Below are 20,284 nucleotides of genomic sequence, written 5' to 3'. Positions count from 1 at the left end.
CGTAGGACTATTTAAAAAATATGGATACATTCTGATGAGTTAAGTATCAATATGTATCCATAACTATTTTTTTGTTGATTGTTAATAAAAAATTATAAGTGGGTAGACATCAGTCAAAACGATAAATATCCATACCGAGTGAACCCATACTAAAGCTGCTATGTACAATACTAAATCGCTGACCGGTTCCCATTGCAAAGAATAGCGGTGCGAAATGTTCCAAGCTTGGATGATTGCGTTCTACATAGGGAATATTTTTCCAGTCCAGTACGCTTTCATAATCGCTATGGTTTAGTTTGCTGACAACATAATTGCGAAAGGTTGATGCCCATTCGGGTACTTCAGCAGGTTCTCCACGCCAAGCAAGCTCAGCCAGATTATGGGTAATGCTGCCCGAACCAATAATTAACACCTGTTTTTCACGCAGCGGAGCTAGGGTTTGACCAATTTTATAAATATCTTTAGCAGACAAGTTCATGGGTAATGAAATTTCAACTACAGGAATATCCGCGTCGGGATACATATGCAGCAATGGCATCCAGACCCCATGATCACGAGGGCGAGTGCTGTTGGCATGTGCAGCCAAGCCTGCATCTGCTAAAAGGTGCAGAATTTCTTCAGCCAGTTCTGGTTGCCCCGGCGCAGGGTAGCGCATTTCGTAAAGTTCTGCGGGAAAGCCACGAAAGTCGTGCCAGGTTTCAGGACGTATACTGCTGCTCACTTCCAGTGCATTACTTTCCCAGTGTGCCGACATCACAATAATCGCTTCTGGTTTAGGCAGGTTTAGCTTCAAACGCTCTAGTGCTGGACCGACTTGCTCTGGATTAAGCGCCAGCATGGGTGATCCATGTGAAATAAATAAACCGGGTAAAGTTTGTAAATTCATGACAATGCGCCTAATTCAAATTATCTAGATTGAGATGATGATGCCAAAAAGAACATATAGAATAAATAGAGTTTATCTCAACATGTTGTTGCATATATGCAACGATGAGAAAACCAGCTAAATCGTCGTCTCATCAAGACAAATCGCTAACAATGAGCTTATTTTAGCTTTGTAAAAAACCAAAATAAATCATTCAATCTGCTGATTTACCCTGCACGATGGTAAGGATGATTATGGTTAATAGTCATTGCACGGTATAGCTGCTCGATCAGCATCACTCGAACCATCGGGTGGGGCAAGGTCAGCTTGGACAATGACCAGTGCCAGGCTGCGGCTTTACGCACGGCCTCAGAGTGACCATCTGGCCCGCCAATGGCCAAAACCACATCATTACCTTCAAGCATCCAGCCTTTCATAGTTTCCGCCAGTTTCTCCGTACTGAACTCTTTGCCGCCGACTTCAAGTGCAATCAGGGTCTCATTGTGCTTAAGTGCATTCAGAATGCTGTCCCCTTCAACTTGGCAATATTTTAAAATATCCGCTTCCGAATCATTTTTACCGCGTTTTGCCATGGGTAATTCAATAATTTGAGTCTGAACAAAAGGCTGAATACGTTTGAAATAATCTTCAAAACCAGTGAGCACCCAAGCTGGCATTTTTTGACCGATGGTAATAATACGGATTTTCATAAGATTCGATGATTTGAAAGTCATGGTTATTATAAACGCTAAAACGGGGTTTAATTATTTTGTGCAACAAATTGAAATTGAAAATTCGAGCGAGATGCTGCTTTAATCCTCAGCAATGGATTAAATATGAATAATAAGAGAGGAATAACAATAAATGATATTAAAGAGGAATCACCAGTTAGGATTATTGTTAAGTACCTTCCTTTGCACTCTTTTTTTTAATACCTCGATTTGGGCATTGCCTAGCCTTACACCTGCCAGTACCGATAATTTAAAGGTTTATCTGGAACAAATCGTCGGTCAGCAGGGCCATCGTAATCATAAAAATACAGCAGAATTACAACGTGTTTCTGCATGGATTAAAGAACAGATGCGTCTGTTTGGTATTCCGTGCCAGTATCAGAATTATTCGGTGAATGGATTGGGCTATCGAAATGTCGTATGCACTTTAACGGCAGGTCATTCTGACAAAGTGATTGTCGGTGCGCATTATGATGTGTTTGAGGAGCAACAGGGCGCCGATGACAATGCTTCGGGTGTTGCAGGAGTGATTGAGACGGCACGCATTCTGGCACAACAAAAATCCCAACTGGCAAACAATGTAGAATTTGTATTTTATACCTTGCAAGAACCGCCATTTTTCAAAACCGAGAAAATGGGAAGTTATGTGCATGCCAAATCGGTACAAGCGCAAAAGCAACAGATTGGTGGGGTCTATATTTTAGAGATGATTGGCTACTATGATGAAAATTTGGTACAGCAATATCCGGCCGGTTTGAAGTGGGTTTATCCAAGTCATGGTAATTTTATTGCAGCTGTGAGTAATTTACAGTCTTATGAGTTAGGAGCAAAGTATTGTCAAGCCATGCAAATTCTTAACCGTTTAGAGTGTCAAAGATTGGTAGCACCCTCTTTTGTATCTGGAATGGAATTTTCTGATCATGTGAATTATTGGAAGTTCGGGATTCCCGCGATGATGATTACCGATACCGCTTCTTTTCGAAATAAGCATTACCATACCAAGGGAGATACCTTAAAAACACTCAATATTGGAAAAATGGCCAATGTAGTAGAGGGGTTGGTTTATAATTTAATGGTTCAATCTGACTGATAAAAACGCATAAAAAACGCAGTCCCTGAATGAGTACTGGAACTGCGATCAAAAGGTCATCCACCTGGAGATGTAGATGACCATTCACATAACTTATTAATCAGAAACTTACAACGCATTAGGGTTTCTATAATAATAAATGAGGGTCAGATGTATATTTTTCAAGTTTATGCTTCACTAATATAGTAAAACTTTTCATCATAAAAAAAGAGAGCCGAAGCTCTCTTTTTTGTATCCAAATGCGATTAATGACGCGCAGCTTTGCTTTCTTCAACCGGTTTTACAATCGGATTTTTAGGCAAAGGTTTCGGCATGTCAGTTAAAGCAAGCGGCAAAATATCATCGATACTTTTCACTGCTTTAATTTCAAGACCCGCTTTCACATTGTCTGGAATTTCTACCAAGTCACGGACGTTTTCTTGAGGGATAAACACCAGTTTAATGCCACCGCGATGGGCTGCTAAAAGTTTCTCTTTTAAGCCACCAATACGCATTGCACGACCACTCAGATTGGTTTCACCTGTCATGGCAATATCCGCGCGAACAGGAATACCAGTGAGGGCAGAAATCAAGGCAGTGGTTAATGCCAAACCTGCAGATGGACCATCTTTCGGGGTTGCACCTTCCGGTAAATGCACATGGATATCGGTTTCTTCAAATCTTGAAGCTTCAATACCGAGTTCATCTGCACGGGTACGAACCACAGTCATTGCCGCAGTAATGGATTCTTTCATGACATCACCGAGGGAACCGGTGGTAATGAACTTGCCTTTACCTTTTACGGCTGCAACTTCAATGGAAAGCAATTCACCACCCACTGATGTCCACGCCAAGCCATTTACACGACCCACTTGCGGTTCTTCTTCTGCCATACCGAAGTCGAACTTATGAACGCCCAGGTAATCAGACAAGTTTTCAGCCGTCACATCAATATGCAAGTTTTTAGCTTTTTTGCTAACTGCTTCTTTCACGACTTTACGTGCAATTTTTGACACTTCACGTTCAAGGCTACGTACACCCGCTTCGCGAGTATAACGACGCACGATGTCACGAATTGCTTCTTCATGAATGGTCAGTTCTTTACCACGTAAACCGTTATCTTTGATGGCTTTCGGAACCAGGTAACGCTCAGCAATATTGACTTTTTCCTCTTCGGTATAACCCGGTAGACGAATCACTTCCATACGGTCAAGCAAAGCTTCAGGAATATTCATGCTGTTTGCGGTACAGATGAACATCACTTCAGACAGGTCAAGATCAAGATCTAAGTAGTGATCATTGAACTTATTGTTTTGTGATGGATCTAGTACTTCAAGCAGGGCAGAAGCAGGATCGCCACGATAATCTTGTGCCATCTTGTCAATTTCGTCGAGCAAGAACAGTGGGTTCTTCACGCCTACTTTGGTCAAAGACTGCACCACTTTACCTGGCATTGCACCAATATAAGTACGACGGTGACCACGGATTTCCGCTTCGTCACGCACGCCACCTAAAGCCATACGCACAAATTCACGGCCTGTGGCTTTGGCAATCGATTCACCGAGTGAAGTTTTACCTACCCCTGGAGGGCCAACCAGGCAAAGAATAGGACCTTTGAGTTTTTTAACGCGTGATTGAACAGCGAGGTATTCAACAATACGTTGTTTAACTTCATCTAGACCGTAATGATCGGCATCTAAGATCTCTTGTGCCTTGTTCAGGTTAATGCTGACTTTACTGGCTTTATTCCAAGGCGTATCTAAAATCGCCTCAATATAATTGCGCACCACAGCAGCTTCACTTGAAGCAGGTTGCATCGCTTTAAGTTTACGGAATTCAGATTCCGCTTTTTTACGCACGTGTTCGGGTAAATCAGCTTCTTCAAGACGACGTTCAATTTCTGCAACGTCATCTTCCGCACCGCCATTCATGTCAGAAAGTTCGCGCTGAATCACCTTCATTTTTTCATTCAGGAAATATTCGCGCTGGTTTTTCTCCATTTGGCGTTTTACCGAATCATGCAAAGTCTGTTCAATCTGTTGTTCTTCAGATTGTTGTAACAGATAAGTCATGAGTTCAGTCAAATGTGCTTCAAAGTCATCATGTTCCAAGAATTTTTGTTTTACATCGATGTTCAACGGCACACGAGTGGCCACGAAGAACAACAGTTGCAACAAATCATCGATTTTATTTGCAGCAGTAATCAATTCACGTGCATTACGTAATTTTGCTTCTGCATATTGGGCAAATAAAGCGCGCAGTTCTTGCACACGGGTTTCTTGAGAATCCGCTTCAATATTAACGGTCATTGGGCTAACTGCATGTTCGGCCGATAAATATTCATCATTGTCGATGATTTTTACCAGTTTAGAACGCTGTATACCTTCAATGAGTACTTTGATACAGTTTTCATCATTTTCATGATTCACAACTTGCACAATCTTCGCGACAGTACCGTATTGATATAAGTTGTCGTGATCAATTTCTTCTGTAAGAGAATCTTGTTGTGCAACTACAAATACAAGGTTGTCACTGTTACGAGCCACGTCAACTGCTTTGATCGATTTTTCACGACCGACAAATAACGCAATTTGCATGTGTGGATAAACCACCACATCTCGTAGCGCTAAAAGTGGTAATACATGGGGAACCTCAGAAGCTAAGGTTTCTTGATTCATAATAATTTCAGACATGAGCACTCCTAATGAGTAACAACGGTGTTGCCATATTTTTATAGTGAAGTGTATTTCAAAAATTACAAGGGCAGGGTCAATGAAAATGTATAAAAAATGAGTAAATGTGTGATTTTAAAGTGTTCCTAAGTGTCAAAAATAGCCGTTTAACGTTTGAAATGTAAATATTTTGAAGGTGTAATTAAGGCATCGAGGGGTTGATCCCAAGTTTCGCGATGCAAGCGTGCGTTAATCAACTGAAAGTCATGTGCAATTCCCAAGCGAAAAGGGCGCTGCCCCGCACTGGCTAAGGTTTTGTCGTAAAATCCGCCACCCATGCCAATGCGTGTACCGTAAATATCGCAGGCCAATAAAGGCATGATTAACAGGTCGAGTTTAGACACATGTAAGCCGCGACTGGCCATTGGTTCTTTCATGCCAAAGGGATGATGTGAAAATTGATTGTTTCGATATTGCTGTCGGGTAATTTTGACCCAGTGTAATTGCTGATTCATCGTGCAAATCATCGGCAGATAAACATCTTTATGCTGTTTAAAACAGTATTCAATGATGTCTCTGGTCTGGACTTCACCAAAGGCATGCAGGTAAATGCCAATTTTTTTTGAGTGCTGAAATTGTTTAAGGCGTATTAGCTGGTTCAACACCTGTTGTTGGGCTTGCTTTTGTGCAAAAGGGGACACGGTTCTACGTTGATGTCTAAGTTGTTGGCGTAAAATTTTTAGATCTACTGACATCGCTTATTTGTCCCCCTAAAAAACATCAAAATATTCATTGTTTTGCAGTTTAACTGTTTTTAAGTTGCTTCAAAATCGGACAGCAACTCTCATTTGTGGTTTTACATTCATCGACCCAACCGCTTAAACGTGATTTTAGCGCCTGTAATTCCTGAATTCTTTGATCGATTTTTTCTAATCGTTGCTGAATGACATGTCGCACTTGCTCGCGATCATCCAGTTGAAGTTGCAGTAATTCGTGTATTTCACTGAGTTGCAAACCTGCGTCTTTACCTTTTTGAATAAAGCTTAAAGTTTCCAGGTCTTTATCGTTGTAATAGCGATAGCTCTGCGTGGTTTCTGGCACCCGCATTAAGCCGATCCGTTGATAATAGCGAATGGTTTCGACATTGACATGACACTGTTTGGCCAGTTTTCCTATGGTGAGCATAAAACATCCTCAATATGGCTTGACTCTGTACCTAGGTACAGACTTTATGCTAGCACAATTGAAGAATAAAATAGGTGAGTCTGATGAATGAGCAACAAGAATCTCCTTGCTGTAAAAAACAGGATTCAGCACTTGAATGGGTTAAAACTGATCCTGTGTGTGGGATGACTGTATCTGAAGGTTCAGCGCATTCTTTTGCATATCAGGGAAAAAAATATTTATTCTGCTGTGAGGGCTGCAAACAGAAATTTATCGATTCTCCTGAAAAATATCTTCAACAACAAAGCAAATCTGTTTCTGGCTGTGGTTGTGCCAGCAAAGCAAAAGCGGCTGTATCATCAAGCTTATGTGGTGGTGGTCAAAAAGCGGATACACAACAATATATCGACCCCGTCTGTGGCATGACCGTGAAGGATTTATCCAAGCCGCATACTGAATATTTAGGCCAGACTTACTATTTTTGCTGTCAGGGCTGTTCGGATAAATTTCAACAACATCCGGAACAATATTTGGCAAAAGAATCTGCGAAAACTTCGGGTTGTGGTTGTATGTCAAAATCTAAAGTAGTAGCCCAGACTGTAGATTGCTGCGGGACAGATCAAAAAAATATGCTTTCAGGTATAGCGACAGTGACCGATCCAGTCTGTGGTATGCAGGTCAAAACAGATTCTAAATGTCATACACAATTTGAAGACCAAGACTATTATTTCTGTTCTGAGCACTGTCTGAATAGATTTAATAAGCAGCCAGAACAATACCTGCAAACTAAGCAAACAGCTTCCTCCTGTTGCGGTTCACAAGAAAAAGCAGCAATTGAACAAAAGAAATCTGGCTGTTGTGACGGAACTCCTCCTTCATCTGCACAGATTTCAGAGATCGATCCTGTGTGTGGCATGTCGGTAGATATTGCAACTGATTTAAAAACCGATTATCAGGCTAAAACTTATTATTTCTGCAATCCATCTTGCCTCGACAAGTTCAAGGATGATCCTGAATTTTACTTGATTCCAGCAGATCAGCGACCTGTACCCGAAGGTGCGGCCGATATGGATTATACCTGTCCCATGGATCCTGAAATTGTACAAAAAGGACCGGGAACCTGTCCAATCTGTGGGATGGCTTTAGAGCCGATGCAACCGAGTTTAAATGATGCACCGAATCCTGAACTGGTCGATTTTAGTCACCGTTTCTGGATGACTTTGCCGCTGACTTTAATTGTATTCATATTGGCGATGGGTTCGCATATTCATGCTTTTATTCCGCAACATATCCAGCCGTGGATTGAACTACTGTTGTCCATTCCTGTCGTACTCTGGGCGGGTAAGCCTTTCATTGAGCGTTGTTGGATCTCTTATAAAACGCGCAATCTGAATATGTGGAGCTTGATTGGGGTCGGGGTACTTGCAGCTTTTATTTATAGTGTGGTTGCCACCGTTTTTCCCTCCCTGATTCCCATGCAGGCCAAAACCGGTCATGGGATCGCTGTGTATTATGAAGCGGCCTGCATGATTGTGTCGCTAAGTTTGCTTGGGCAAATCATGGAGTTAAAAGCGCGTGCCAAGACAGCTGATGCATTAAAATCATTGCTGAAACTGCAACCGCATACCGCAAAACTGGTGCAGCATGATCAGGTGGTTGAAGTGGATATCGCTATGGTCAAGCAGGGCGATATCTTGCAGATTTCTTCCGGTGACCAGATTCCACTCGATGGTATAGTCGTGGAAGGTAAAACCTATGTTGATGAAGCCATGATGACGGGTGAGCCTGTTCCGGTGAAAAAAGAAACTGATGACCGGGTGATTGGCGGTACGGTGAATCAGCAGGGCAGTATACGTATTCAAACCACTGCAGTCGGTGCAAATACCACCTTGGCGAAAATGATTCAGACTGTAGCGGAAGCGCAGCGCTCCAAAGCACCGTTGCAACGTCTTGCCGATGTATTTGCCAAATATTTTGTGGTGATTGTTTTAGCAATTAGTGTGTTGACCTTTATTGCCTGGATGGTCTTTGGCAAAGCGCAATTTGATTTGGCGCTCATGTGTGCGGTGGCAGTGTTAATTATCGCCTGTCCATGTGCCTTAGGTCTGGCAACCCCGATGTCGGTGATGGCAACGACAGGTCGTGCGGCACAAAAAGGCGTACTGTTTAAAGATGCAGAGGCCATTGAAGCCTTAAGCAAGGTCACGACTTTAATTATTGATAAAACCGGAACCTTGACACAAGGTAAGCCGAGTCTGAAAGAAATTAAATTGCTTTCAAATAAAGTGCAGCAAGCGCAAGTGGAACAATGGATTGCCTCAATTGAACAGTACTCTACTCATCCGATCGCACAGACTTTGATAAAGCTTGTTCCAAATAATCAACTAATTAAAGTTAATGATTTTGAAGATGTCACAGGCTTTGGGGTCAAAGGGCAGATTGAAAATCAAATGCTTTATGTAGGCAGTCAAAAACTGATTGATCAACTGGGTTTAAAATTAAATGAAACTATTCAGGCGCGACTTGATCAGCAACGATCTAAGGGCAATGTAATTAGTTTCTTGACCAATCAGCAAGAAGTTTTGGCCTATATTTCGATTCATGATGCAATTAAACATAATGCACACCAAGTGATTGATCAACTGATTGCCGATGGTATAGATGTGGTGATGGCAACAGGTGACCATGAACAGAATGCCAGATTGGTTGCGGCAGAGTTGGGTATTCAGCATGTTTATGGCAACTGCACCCCAAGTGAAAAGTTAGATATTGTGAAACAATATCAAGCGCAAGGGAAAGTGGTGGCAATGGCAGGGGATGGCATTAACGATGCACCTGCACTTGCGCAGGCCAATGTCGGAATTGCGATGGGGAATGGGACTGATATTGCCAAACAAACCGCACAAGTGACCTTGGTTAAAGGGGATGTTCGTGGTGTGGCTGACGCCATTCATATGGCGAAGCGGGGTGTCAAAAACATGAAGCAGAACCTCGCTTTTTCCTTTGTCTATAATGGTTTGGGCGTTCCTGTTGCGGCAGGTGTTTTTTACCCGTTGACCGGTTTGTTATTAACCCCGATGCTTGCAGCGGTAGCAATGTCCCTTAGTTCATTGTCAGTGGTCATGAATGCGCTACGTTTGCAAAAGTCTGAATAGGACTGAAAAGCTAGGCATTTATTTATACAGAGTACCCAAGATAAAAATCTTGGGTACTTTTACATATTATATTGAAAGTTCAGGCTTTTGATTAAATCTGTGCGATACTGCGAGCTGAAAAAATACGTAAAGGTTAAAATGCATAATACAAATTCACTGATAGCGATAGAACAAATTTATAATTTTTTAAAAGTTACACCCAATTACAAGATAAATAACCAATTTGATAAGTTGAAAGATTTTTTCTTCGAACTGAATGATCATAAGATGGGCGATTTTGAATCGGATCAACCCTGGAGATTTATATTTAATTTTAATAAATCATGGATATCCATGGACGCTGTGGCAGCGCCAGATTTCAACAATAAAACATTATTTCTAAACTGGGTTGTTGCAAGATTAAATATTATTGCTTGAAAAAAGCATGTCTAAGGTAAATTCTCTGATTGGTTTAACGCAATTATCTTGTTTCTCATGCATGATAAAAAGCCAGATTCGGGATTGGTAGAAATACAAAAAATCTGCTCATATATTCTCCGTTAATGAGCAGGAAATAATATTAATTTTGCTCATATGTCAGCAGCAGCTAAAGATATTTTATCTAGCGTCGTAATTAAGCATAATGATATAACTCAGTAGTTTATGTAAATTCATTGCTACCCAATATTTTGAGCAAAATTTTACCAAACCGTCATTATCATAATGGCGGTTTTTTTATATTATAGTATTTCAGCCAATACAGCAGTCGAGTACCAATAAGTTACCAAGCCAAGAGTCTGGTTCTCGGTGTGCCCTAAACACCGAGCTGCATTGGATGAGGTTAAAAGTAATATTTTATAATTATTGATCAATGGAGTACATATGACTAATCAGCAAACCAATCAATCAAATCCCCAAAAAGAATCGAATCAGGATAAAGGTAAAAAAGATCCTAACCAGCATGCTGATCCACAGAAAAAACCAAATCAAGAACCTGAAAACCCACTCAGAGAGCAAAAATAAATTTTATAGATCGCCTAGGCTCTAATTGAGATTGGAGCCTATATTTTTAAATATATTTAATGCGATTTTTAAAATAGAGGATGAAATGGTTCCATTCTTCCTTGGCATGATTAGCAGTGAGACAAATATTCAGTCAGGCAATCGATATAAGTATTTACAGCATGCCGTGGATAAGATCCTATTGTTTATATAACTTTTAAATGCTAACGATAGAGGCAGGAATTCGCTGTTACTCATCATTTGTAGCATTGATGAGTTACTTTATTTTGCGTTATTTTACTATTAAATATCGCTGTTGATATGCATAAGTAAACGACGAGCTGGTTCAACTAAATACGGGGCATGGATATAACTTTGCATTTAAGTTTTTTATTTGATATTTTTTTCAATTAAATAATTTTAATATCTTCCCTATATTTATAAAAAACAGGGCAGTGTGGCTAGATAAAAGACTTTATTGATCGGGGAGGGTTGAATTGAGTCAGTAAAATTTTTGCTTAGCTGTTATTGGGAAGGAGTGAGTATTAGGTAGAAATTAGAATTTCAAATAACATACTACAACATATTACTTATCTGTCTACGGTGTATTAAAAGGGTGTATTTTTTTGGATAATATAATAAGTATATTTTATAAATTATTTTAATTTCTATCATTTTTTATTTTTAAATTAAATAAACACTCCGAAGATGCCGCTGCATGTCATTACCCTTGAACCCTGAAGTTCAAGGTGGACGCGGCGCATACTTGCTGGGTTTCCTACTCGAAGGCAGGCATACACTCTAAATATACAGAACGCATCCGGGGGTGTAGATATCGGCTCAGGGGAATCTGACTCGCTGGCGAACATCTCAGAGATGAAGTAAGTATAACCAATAATCACGTAATGGCAAATCATCCATGTGCAGGAACTGTAAACTTAGATTTCAACTGCCGATACTTTGCCCAATTTTAACCAAAATTAAGCCAAATCATTCACATCTTCTAAAATGGTCGCCAGTAAGCGTTCGCAGTGGGCATACTCTTGCAACGATTTATTCATCGCCAGCACTTCTTGCATCAGCTCCAAAGCCACCATGATAATTAGTTTAGTTGGCTCTAGACGCGGCGCTTTACGACGAAAATCATCATATTTTTCATTTAATAATTCAGCTGCACGTTCCAAATCCACTTTTTCAGTTTCAGTGGTGGCTAAACGAAAATTATGTCCCAATACACGCAATTCAACAGCAATTTGTTCACTCATGCTTAAATGTCCTCATTGGCTTCTGTTGGATGAGCAAGTTGTTGAATTTCTTGCGCGTGCTGATCTTGAGCAGTGCCTAAAATAGACAAGCGTTGAATAATCGCTTCAACCTTGGCCTTGGCATGTTCATTTTTTTGTAACAATCTTTCTCGTTCCTGCTGCAAACCCTGAATTTCCTGTTGAGCAAGACGTTGTTCATTTTGCATTTTTTCTTTAATGACGCGTAATTCATTACGTTCAGCCAGAATTTCCTGAAAACGATTTTTAAGATCAGTACAACTTTTTTCTAAACGGCTATAACGATCAGCTAAAGAGGTCGCATCCGTATTCAATTGCTTGAATTGGGACTGTGCATCGCTTAATTGCTCGCTAAGATCGTCTATTTCTTCTTGTTTCTTGGTAATGATGCCGTTCTTTTGCACAATTTGGGCATGATGATGTTCGGCAGAATTTTCTTTTGCCGCGTTGAGTGCACTATTTTCACTTTCATAATGCGTAAGTCGCGTTTTTAAAACGCCAATATGCGCCTGTAGACGCTGTAATTTTTCTAACATATCGTAGTCGCACAGTATTGCAAACAAAGGTAATATATACGAAGTATAGAGATTGGATAAACGAATGCAAGACGATATTTCAGGTTGGTCGGAATGGCACCACAATTTTTCAAAAATCGAAGAGATTTCAAGCCCAAGTGAGTTACATGGGTTACTTACAGGTATTGTTTGTGTTACTCAGGCCCCAACAAGCGATGAATGGCAACAAATTTTAGCAACCCTTGAAATTCCAGCATTGGATGATCACATTCTGAATTTGCTCGCAGAGGAAGCGGAAGATATTTCTCATGCTTTATCAGATGATGAACTGGACTATTTACCACTGCTTCCTGATGATGAACATGTTCTGGCTGATCGTGTTCAAGCGTTGGCAGATTGGTGTGCAGGGGTGGTACTCGGTTTTGGTTTGGCTTCAGGTCATATCCGTCAAGATGAAGTCGAATGGATTGAACATCTTCAAGATGTTGCAGCAGTCGAATTTGAAGAATCTGACGATGATGAAGAGGGCGAAGCAAGCTATCAGGAACTTTATGAATTTGTGCGTTTAATTCCTGTTAGCCTGTCCTTGGGCCGTAAGAAAGTCGAAATTGCAGAAACCCCATTACTGAAAAAGCTTCAACCTCAATTAAAACCCGCAGCTTCAACAGAAGTAAGCAGTGTGGTAGAAATGTTTACACCGCATCGTCCGAGCTAATTCGGGCGATTTTGGTTCACAAACAAGCTATTTAAAAAGTTATAAACTCCATTCATAACAGACAAAAGTAAACTCAATGATGAAACTGACTCAAGCAGATTTTCAGGAACGTCGCGACCGCCTGGCAGAAGAAATGGGTCCGCACAGTATTGCGATTATTGCCACCAGTCCGGTTGCCATGCGTAACCGTGATGCAGATTATAAATTTCGTGCGGACAGCAGCTTTTTTTATCTGACGGGATTTGCAGAACCTGAAGCAGTGGCTGTCATTGAGACCTTTGAGTCTATTGATGAAGGTTATACCTATAGCTTGTTCTGCCGTGAACGTGACCGTGAAATGGAAATATGGAACGGTTACCGTGCCGGTGTAGATGGTGCAGTCGATGATTATGAAGCTGACGAAGCCTATGCAATTGATTTACTTGATGAAGAAATTATCGAGAAATTACTGAACAAGCAAAAACTGTTCTATCGCATCGGGCAGCAAGCAGATTTTGATGCACGTGTGGCAAAGTGGATTACTGAGGCAAATGGTGAATCACGTCGAGGTACTTCTGCACCAGCACATGTAATTCAGCTCGATCGTATTTTAGATGAAATGCGGTTGCACAAATCGAAACAAGAAATTGAATTGATGCAACTTGCATCGAACATCAGTAGTGAAGCACATACTCGTGCCATGCAAACTGTGCGTCCGGGCATGATGGAATATGCACTTGAAGCAGAAATCAATTATATCTTTGGTAAAAACGGTTGCGTGCCTTCATATAACAGCATTGTCGGTGGGGGTGCTAATGGCTGTATCCTGCATTATGTGGAAAATGACAAAGAGCTGAAAGATGGTGATTTAGTCCTGATTGATGCTGCCTGTGAATATCAATTGTATGCATCAGATATTACCCGTACTTTTCCAGTCAATGGTAAGTTTAGCCCTGAACAGAAAGCACTGTATGAGCTGATCTTAAAAGCACAAATTGCAGCGATTGATGCTGTACGTATCGGTAATTCATACAAGGAACCGCATAATGTTGCTGTTCGTATTATGGTTGAAGGTCTGGTCGAGCTTGGCTTGATGCAAGGCGATATTGAAGACATTATTCAAAAAGAAACCTTCCGTCAGTTCTATATGCATGGGACTGGTCATTGGCTAGGTATGGATGTACATGATGTCGGTTCATATAAAATTGACGGTGAATGGCGTGCCTATGAAGAAGGCATGGTGGTTACCGTTGAGCCGGGACTGTATATTGCACCAGATGATGAAACAGTCGATGCGAAATGGCGTGGTATTGGTATCCGTATTGAAGATGATGTTGTCGCCACTGAAAAGGGGCCGCGAGTTTTAACAGCTGCAGTGGTTAAATCTGTAGAAGATATTGAAGCATTAATGGCTAAAGCTAAAGTAGCTTAAGTCATTTTTTAATATAAAAGCCGGTCAGATGATCGGCTTTTTATTACAGACCTATTATATTTCAAGCAAGATTGTTAGATCTTTGCAACCATTGCAAAGTTATTTCACTTACGTTTATCGCGAATAACTTAAATAAAACCAACCAAGTTAAAATTTAAAATCTATAAAATGACACTAATTCAACACAGAAAATCTATTTTTTGCATCAAAGCTACATATTAAATCTGCTTTCCTTCTCATACTTTTTTTGATCCTCAAAGAAACTTAAACAAGAGCGGGAGAAAAAATATGAGATTAAATACTATAGACTGGATTGCTTATGCTTTAACCATTATTGGTGGCATCAATTGGGGCTTAATTGGTGCATTTGACTTCAATTTAGTGTCAGCAATCTTTGGTGAAATGAGCACATTATCTCGAATTGTGTATGTTCTGGTCGGTTTGTCGGCACTTTACCTGATTTATACAGGTACGAAATTAAATAGAACAGTACATCATACTGATTCTGCGAATATTGTGCGTTAACTACCAATGATCAAATACATAGACTAACTTGAGCATTCTAATTCAAGTCGATTCTTCCGTAATTTAGGATGGGCTTAATTTGGTGACCCAGTTGTACTAGACAAAAAATGGAGCTTAAGCTCCGTTTTTTTAAAATAACATATCGAAACTTATGTGTTTTTCTGTTGGAATTTAACGCTTTAATAAAGTACTTTAACCCATTGAAGCCATCTCTTACAAAATGTGATTTTTATTTATTTTTTGTATTTCATATATTCTTCCATCCTTGTTCTACAATTTTAAATCAGTAAGAGTAGAAAATTTCTGGGTGAGCAACCATGTACTCACATCTGTGTAGTCCAAAGTTACTAACAATTGAACGTCACTTACGAGAGACCATCTATTTCATTATAAAAATAAAAATTTTTGAGCTAATATAAAATCAATCAAGATTTTAAGTATCTAGACCTTATAGATGCGGCATAGAAGGATCAAAACATGCAACAAGAGGTGATCATTGTTGGTGGTGGTATGGTGGGGCTGAGCCTCGCTTTGATGTTAGCCAAAGCAAATATTGCAGTTAAACTGCTCGAAGCCATTAAATACCCAAATTATGACGATGCCAATCTTGCGCCGTATCACTCCAGTTTTGATGCGCGAAATAGTGCATTGTCACGCCGTAGCGTACAAATTTATCAGGAACTTGGGCTTTGGAATGCCTTGCAAGAACATGCAACACCAATTCTTGAGGTACATATTACGGAACAGGGCAGTTTTGGTAAGGCACGCCTTAAAGCAGAACAAGAGAAAGTCGAAAGCTTTGGCCAAGTGATTGAAAATGCCTGGTTAGGTCGTGTGCTACTCACAGAAGTCCGAAAGCAGCCATTGATTGAATTAATTGATGGGGTACAAGTCACTTCACTTACACAAGATGCTGATCACGCCAAGATTGAAGCTGTACGCGGTGAAGAAAGCTTATCTGTGCAATCCAAACTGGTCATTGCAGCTGATGGTCGTGACTCTTTCTGCCGTAAAGCTCTATGCATTGGTGCAGATGAGCATGATTATGATCAGGTCGCTATTGTCACGACGGTACAAACATCGAAACCCCATCATCATGTCGGGTTTGAACGTTTTAGTCCGCTGGGGCCTTTAGCACTTCTACCCTTACCGGGTGAATATCGTCGTTCAGTGGTTTGGCCGGTGAAAAAAGGTACAGAGCAAGAATGGCTTGGTGAAGAAAATGATCAACATTTCCTGGATGCCTTGCAAGAAACTTATGGTGACCGAGCGGGAAAATTCCAAAAAACTGGTCGCCGTTTTAGTTTCCCTTTGTCACAAGTGCTTGCCGAAAAGCAGGCAGTCGGTCGTGTGGTCTTGATGGGCAATGCAGCACACACGATTCACCCAGTTGCAGGGCAGGGCTTTAACCTGTGTATGCGAGATGCTTATGTTCTGGTTCGTTCGCTTAAAGAACAACTATCCAAATCAGCAAATATTGGCGAGCCAAGCATGCTGCTGGCTTATGAAGCAGCTCGCTTAACCGATCAACAACGTGTGATCAAGTTCTGCGACAGTGTAGTACGTGGTTTTAGTAATCAAAATCCAGTGCTCAAATTGATCCGTAATACCGGATTGCTTGCTTTTGATATGATTCCTGGCGTGAAGCCATTGGTAGCAAATTATGCAATGGGGCTAAAAGCATGAGTGACGTTCTGGATGCTGTGATTATTGGTGGTGGCCTGGTGGGTGGTTTAACCGCATTGTTGCTGGCTCAAGGGGGTGTTCAAGCAACTGTACTCGATGCTGCACCTATTTTAGATGAACAAAAAGTTGTTTCTGTTGCAAATCCACGGGTTTTGGCCCTTAGCCAAGCCACGATTCATTTGCTTAAAACAGTGCATGTGTGGGAAAAGCTTGCCCGTCAGATGCCCTATAGCGGCATGCAGGTGTGGAATAAAAACGGCTATGGTGAAATCAATTTTGGTCAATCCAGTCAAAATACACCCGGCGCTGAACAGACATTAGGCTCGATGGTTGAGCCGAGTATTTTGAATTTAGCCATTCAGCTAAAAATGCTGCAACAACTGCAAGATTACCGTACCCAAGTCAAAGTCATACGCGTAGAACAAGGTGTGGGCGTCTGGCACATTCATCTGGCTGATGGCACAGAGCTTAAAACCAAGTTGGTGATTGGGGCAGATGGGGCAAATTCATTTGTCCGGGAACAAGCCTTTATTGACTTGGATATTTTAGATTACAAGCAAGCCGGTTTAACTTGCGCCATTCGGACTGCACAGCCACACCAACATGTAGCGCGTCAGATTTTCCTCGAAACCGGCCCTTTGGCCTTCTTACCGATGGCCAGCTTAAAGCCGGAACAAGACGGCTATTGGCAATCGATTGTCTGGACATTACCTGATGATTACGCAGAAGAATACGCAGCTCTAGATGATGCCGCATTTATTGAACTGTTAACGCGCGAGAGTCATCACATGTTGGGTAATGTACTAGAAGCGACACCACGGGCACAATTTCCGCTTAAAGCACGTGCCGCGCAGCAATATGTGAAAGCGGGCTTAGCCCTGATTGGCGATGCTGCACATGTAATTCATCCTCTTGCAGGACAAGGGGTAAATATTGGTTGTCTGGATGCTGCGATTTTATGTGATGTATTGCTGCATGACAAAAAGAGAGGTGTATGGGCACATGAACAAACTTTACAGCGCTATGAACACCGCCGTAAAGGCCAAAATGATGCCATGATGCACAGCATGTCTGCGATTGGCTGGATGGAAACCACACAACTTTTCCCTGTGGTTTGGGCGCGAAATATTGGCTTAAAACAAGTCGAAAAACACGCTGCTTTAAAAGATGCCTTTATGTCTCAAGCCAACGGATTACAGGTCTTAAAAGACACTTGTTATGCAGTTTGAAACTGAAGAGCTGTTTTTTGTACAAATATTCATATAAGTTTACTTTTTTGATTAAAAAAGATACGATTTTTTTGCATTTAACTCTATGCGAAACGATCAGAGATTGCTAAATTTCTTCCTAATTCAAAACCAATTCACATTGGAACGATAGACATTATTTTTGGGGAGAAACAGCCATGACTGATATGAATGACTACGATGAAGCAGAAGAATCTGCAGTAGATGAAGATGAAGCGAAAGCTGCTGAAAAAGGTGCATCTGTTAGTGAAGCTACGCCCACTGACGGAGATGTAGCTGAGGCAGAAACTTTAACCGTGACGGCTAAACTTAAAAAGCGCCAAGCCTTAGAAGATGAGCTTGCTGCTTTTCTTGCCCAAGGTGGCCGTATTACGGAAGTTCCCGCAGATGAATCTGCTAAGGGTTAATCGTTCTACTCCTTGATTTTGCCCCAGACTATAAAAAGCATCACATAAGTGATGCTTTTTAGTTTTCAATGGCTCATTTTTTAATCTTGCTGAGTAAGTTCCAACGCACGTTGATACGCAACTTTCTTTTTGATTCCAGTCAAATCTGCTGCCAATTGTGAAGCAGCTTTTACCGATAAATCTTGCAATAAACGAGTCAATAACTGATCCAGTTTTTCTTGATCTAAATCTTTTTCTACCGTCGCCCCACCAATGACTAAAACAATTTCACCTTTTTGCTGGTTACGATCGGATTCAATCAATTGAATTAAATCGGCCAAAGTCATTTTTTTGATGGTTTCAAATGTTTTGGTAATTTCACGGGCAAAACCAACCGGACGGTCTGCACCAAAAATATCCGCCATATCTTTAACGGACTCTAAAATACGATGCGGTGCTTCATAAAAAATTAGAGTTTGGGTTTCATCTTTCAGTTTTTCTAACTGAATTCGGCGCTGGGATTGACGCGAAGGCAAAAAGCCTTGAAAGCTGAAACGGTCGCTCGGTAAACCCACAGAACTAAGTGCGGCAATTGCAGCACAAGCACCCGGTACAGGAATCACACGAATATTATGTTCTTGCGCGGCACGAACCAATTTAAAACCCGGATCACTAATCAGCGGCGTACCTGCATCACTAATTAACGCCATGTTTTCGCCATTCAGCAATCTTTGGATCAATATATCAATTTTGTTACTTTCATTATGCTCATGACACGCAGTCAGGGGAGTTGATATATTATGATGCTTTAATAATTGAGCAGAAGTACGCGTATCTTCTGCCGCGATAATACTTACCGATTGTAAAACATGAATCGCACGATAAGTGATGTCATCTAAGTGCCCAATTGGGGTCGCTACAACAAATAACTGAGCACTCATAAGGTTTTTCCAATGTTGAATAATAAAAATAATTTGATGGGCTGCATCTTGTATTGCATTTTTAACCGGGCACAAGCCGAAGTATTGGTCATTTTACCTGAATCAGGCCCTATGGCGCGAGCCGGATTAAGTATCAAACAGGGTTTTATGAGTGCTTATCAAGCACTAAACCAGAAAACCCCAATTAAATTTGTAAACTCGGATCAAAAACAAATTACGCAACTGTTAGAATAATTGTGAATAAAAAAACCGAAATGGTGATTGGGCCTTTAGCACGCAATGAGGTGTAAACGTTAATTAAAAGCAAACTCAAAGTTCATGTTTTGGCTTTAAATGAAGTGACTGTCCAAACGGACAATGTCTGGAAATTGAGTCTATTCAAAAAAGATGATGCGTATGCGCTGAAGTAGATGTTGCAGAAAGATAAAATTAATGAACTTTATGTTTTCGGCAACAGGGTACAGAGGAGAAAAGCCTACTGTTTTTGATATCCTTAATAGGACAGGTTGACTATCCGATTTCTATAGTAGAAGAACTCCCCAAAAAACTGACCAAGCAACGCGGTTTATTGTTACTTGGAAATAATACCAGGATAAATAGCCTAAGCAATTTACCTCGTCAAGATCTCTATGCATTAGCGCATGCCTTTGAACAAAATAAAGCCTTATCGCAAAGGGTAAAATTTTGTGATTACCTGCCTTATATGGGAGTAGCTGGCCAGATCTGATTCAAGCCTATCAAAAAAAACCTGTTTCCATGCCGTATCAAAGACTGCTGGCCTTTGGTGGTGATGCCTGGCATATTGCTCAACAATATTTAGCTGAACCAAATTTAAAAAGTATTGAATTTTAAGGTCGTACAGGGATGATTAACATCAGCGATAATCATATTCGGCGCATTCCACATTGTTTTGAGAATATCAAAAAAAGGCATTAAGA

General features: G+C 40.8%; 17 protein-coding genes, 1 other RNA gene and 1 pseudogene. 10 read left to right on the top strand and 9 right to left on the bottom strand.

Translation table 11 applies throughout. The features are described from left to right. Positions 1 to 109: 109 nt before the first annotated feature. Both E0H80_RS01385 and rlmH read right to left on the bottom strand, forming a co-directional pair. Positions 110 to 886, bottom strand: a complete 777-nt coding sequence (locus E0H80_RS01385) for a dioxygenase (protein ID WP_131362481.1) — start codon at positions 884 to 886, stop codon at positions 110 to 112. 206 nt (positions 887 to 1,092) lie between these two features. Then, on the bottom strand, positions 1,093 to 1,575 hold the full coding sequence (gene rlmH, locus E0H80_RS01380; RefSeq protein ID WP_131362479.1) for a 23S rRNA (pseudouridine(1915)-N(3))-methyltransferase RlmH: 483 nt from the start codon (positions 1,573 to 1,575) through the stop codon (positions 1,093 to 1,095). A 154-nt stretch (positions 1,576 to 1,729) separates the two neighbouring features. On the opposite strand from rlmH, the gene E0H80_RS01375 reads away from it, so the two are divergent. Further along, positions 1,730 to 2,686 (top strand): M28 family peptidase, encoded by a 957-nt coding sequence (locus E0H80_RS01375; protein ID WP_131362477.1) that lies wholly within the window; start codon positions 1,730 to 1,732, stop codon positions 2,684 to 2,686. A 245-nt stretch (positions 2,687 to 2,931) separates the two neighbouring features. On the opposite strand, the gene lon is transcribed toward E0H80_RS01375, so the two are convergent. The 3 genes from lon to E0H80_RS01360 all read right to left on the bottom strand — a co-directional run bounded on the left by lon (position 2,932) and on the right by E0H80_RS01360 (position 6,522). Next, complete coding sequence (gene lon / locus E0H80_RS01370) at positions 2,932 to 5,358, bottom strand: endopeptidase La (RefSeq protein ID WP_067863449.1); 2,427 nt, start codon at positions 5,356 to 5,358, stop codon at positions 2,932 to 2,934. A 146-nt stretch (positions 5,359 to 5,504) separates the two neighbouring features. Continuing rightward, positions 5,505 to 6,092 carry a 5-formyltetrahydrofolate cyclo-ligase gene (locus E0H80_RS01365; protein WP_131362475.1) on the bottom strand — a complete coding sequence of 196 codons (588 nt, stop codon included), beginning with the start codon at positions 6,090 to 6,092 and terminating at the stop codon, positions 5,505 to 5,507. 49 nt (positions 6,093 to 6,141) lie between these two features. Next, positions 6,142 to 6,522, bottom strand: coding sequence for a MerR family transcriptional regulator (locus E0H80_RS01360; protein ID WP_131362473.1), 381 nt, complete (start codon positions 6,520 to 6,522; stop codon positions 6,142 to 6,144). 83 nt (positions 6,523 to 6,605) lie between these two features. Here E0H80_RS01360 and E0H80_RS01355 point away from each other — a divergent pair, with 83 nt between their 5' ends. After that, positions 6,606 to 9,656, top strand: a complete 3,051-nt coding sequence (locus E0H80_RS01355) for a heavy metal translocating P-type ATPase (protein ID WP_131362471.1) — start codon at positions 6,606 to 6,608, stop codon at positions 9,654 to 9,656. Positions 9,657 to 10,517: 861 nt separating this feature from the next. Beyond that, positions 10,518 to 10,658 carry a hypothetical protein gene (locus E0H80_RS16560; protein ID WP_165494265.1) on the top strand — a complete coding sequence of 47 codons (141 nt, stop codon included), beginning with the start codon at positions 10,518 to 10,520 and terminating at the stop codon, positions 10,656 to 10,658. Between the two features lie 675 nt (positions 10,659 to 11,333). On the opposite strand, the gene ssrS is transcribed toward E0H80_RS16560, so the two are convergent. From ssrS to E0H80_RS01340, 3 genes are all read right to left on the bottom strand, one after another. Beyond that, positions 11,334 to 11,517: non-coding RNA, 6S RNA (gene ssrS, locus E0H80_RS01350), on the bottom strand. 100 nt (positions 11,518 to 11,617) lie between these two features. Next, entirely contained in the window at positions 11,618 to 11,902 is a 285-nt protein-coding gene (locus E0H80_RS01345) for a cell division protein ZapA (RefSeq protein ID WP_131266722.1), read from the bottom strand. Positions 11,903 to 11,904: 2 nt separating this feature from the next. Then, the gene (locus E0H80_RS01340) at positions 11,905 to 12,456 is read right to left on the bottom strand and encodes a hypothetical protein (RefSeq protein WP_131362469.1); all 552 of its coding nucleotides are present in this window, start codon (positions 12,454 to 12,456) and stop codon (positions 11,905 to 11,907) included. Between the two features lie 64 nt (positions 12,457 to 12,520). On the opposite strand from E0H80_RS01340, the gene E0H80_RS01335 reads away from it, so the two are divergent. From E0H80_RS01335 to E0H80_RS01310, 6 genes are all read left to right on the top strand, one after another. Next, positions 12,521 to 13,150 (top strand): UPF0149 family protein, encoded by a 630-nt coding sequence (locus E0H80_RS01335; protein ID WP_131362467.1) that lies wholly within the window; start codon positions 12,521 to 12,523, stop codon positions 13,148 to 13,150. A 79-nt stretch (positions 13,151 to 13,229) separates the two neighbouring features. Then, the gene (gene pepP, locus E0H80_RS01330; protein WP_165494271.1) at positions 13,230 to 14,561 is read left to right on the top strand and encodes a Xaa-Pro aminopeptidase; all 1,332 of its coding nucleotides are present in this window, start codon (positions 13,230 to 13,232) and stop codon (positions 14,559 to 14,561) included. Between the two features lie 288 nt (positions 14,562 to 14,849). Further along, the gene (locus E0H80_RS01325; RefSeq protein ID WP_131362463.1) at positions 14,850 to 15,086 is read left to right on the top strand and encodes a DUF378 domain-containing protein; all 237 of its coding nucleotides are present in this window, start codon (positions 14,850 to 14,852) and stop codon (positions 15,084 to 15,086) included. A gap of 477 nt (positions 15,087 to 15,563) precedes the next feature. Continuing rightward, the gene (ubiH, locus tag E0H80_RS01320; RefSeq protein WP_131362461.1) at positions 15,564 to 16,772 is read left to right on the top strand and encodes a 2-octaprenyl-6-methoxyphenyl hydroxylase; all 1,209 of its coding nucleotides are present in this window, start codon (positions 15,564 to 15,566) and stop codon (positions 16,770 to 16,772) included. Further along, on the top strand, positions 16,769 to 18,001 hold the full coding sequence (locus E0H80_RS01315) for an FAD-dependent monooxygenase (RefSeq protein WP_131362459.1): 1,233 nt from the start codon (positions 16,769 to 16,771) through the stop codon (positions 17,999 to 18,001). The genes ubiH and E0H80_RS01315 overlap by 4 nt, the downstream gene beginning before the upstream one ends. A gap of 176 nt (positions 18,002 to 18,177) precedes the next feature. Further along, positions 18,178 to 18,426: a hypothetical protein gene (locus E0H80_RS01310; protein WP_067863484.1), complete on the top strand. Its 249-nt coding sequence runs from the start codon at positions 18,178 to 18,180 to the stop codon at positions 18,424 to 18,426. A gap of 80 nt (positions 18,427 to 18,506) precedes the next feature. Here the strand turns inward: E0H80_RS01310 and rsmI are convergent, their stop codons facing one another. Next, the gene (rsmI, locus tag E0H80_RS01305) at positions 18,507 to 19,346 is read right to left on the bottom strand and encodes a 16S rRNA (cytidine(1402)-2'-O)-methyltransferase (protein ID WP_131362457.1); all 840 of its coding nucleotides are present in this window, start codon (positions 19,344 to 19,346) and stop codon (positions 18,507 to 18,509) included. A gap of 12 nt (positions 19,347 to 19,358) precedes the next feature. On the opposite strand from rsmI, the pseudogene E0H80_RS17100 reads away from it, so the two are divergent. After that, positions 19,359 to 20,282, top strand: a pseudogene (locus E0H80_RS17100) (penicillin-binding protein activator). The last annotated feature ends 2 nt before the right edge of the window (positions 20,283 to 20,284 follow it).

The organism is Acinetobacter sp. ANC 4779 (genome assembly GCF_004331055.1).
Classification (GTDB): Bacteria; Pseudomonadota; Gammaproteobacteria; order Pseudomonadales; family Moraxellaceae; genus Acinetobacter.
The sequence above is the reverse complement of the archived record's forward strand: the minus strand, read 5'-3'. Positions and strand labels throughout refer to the sequence as shown.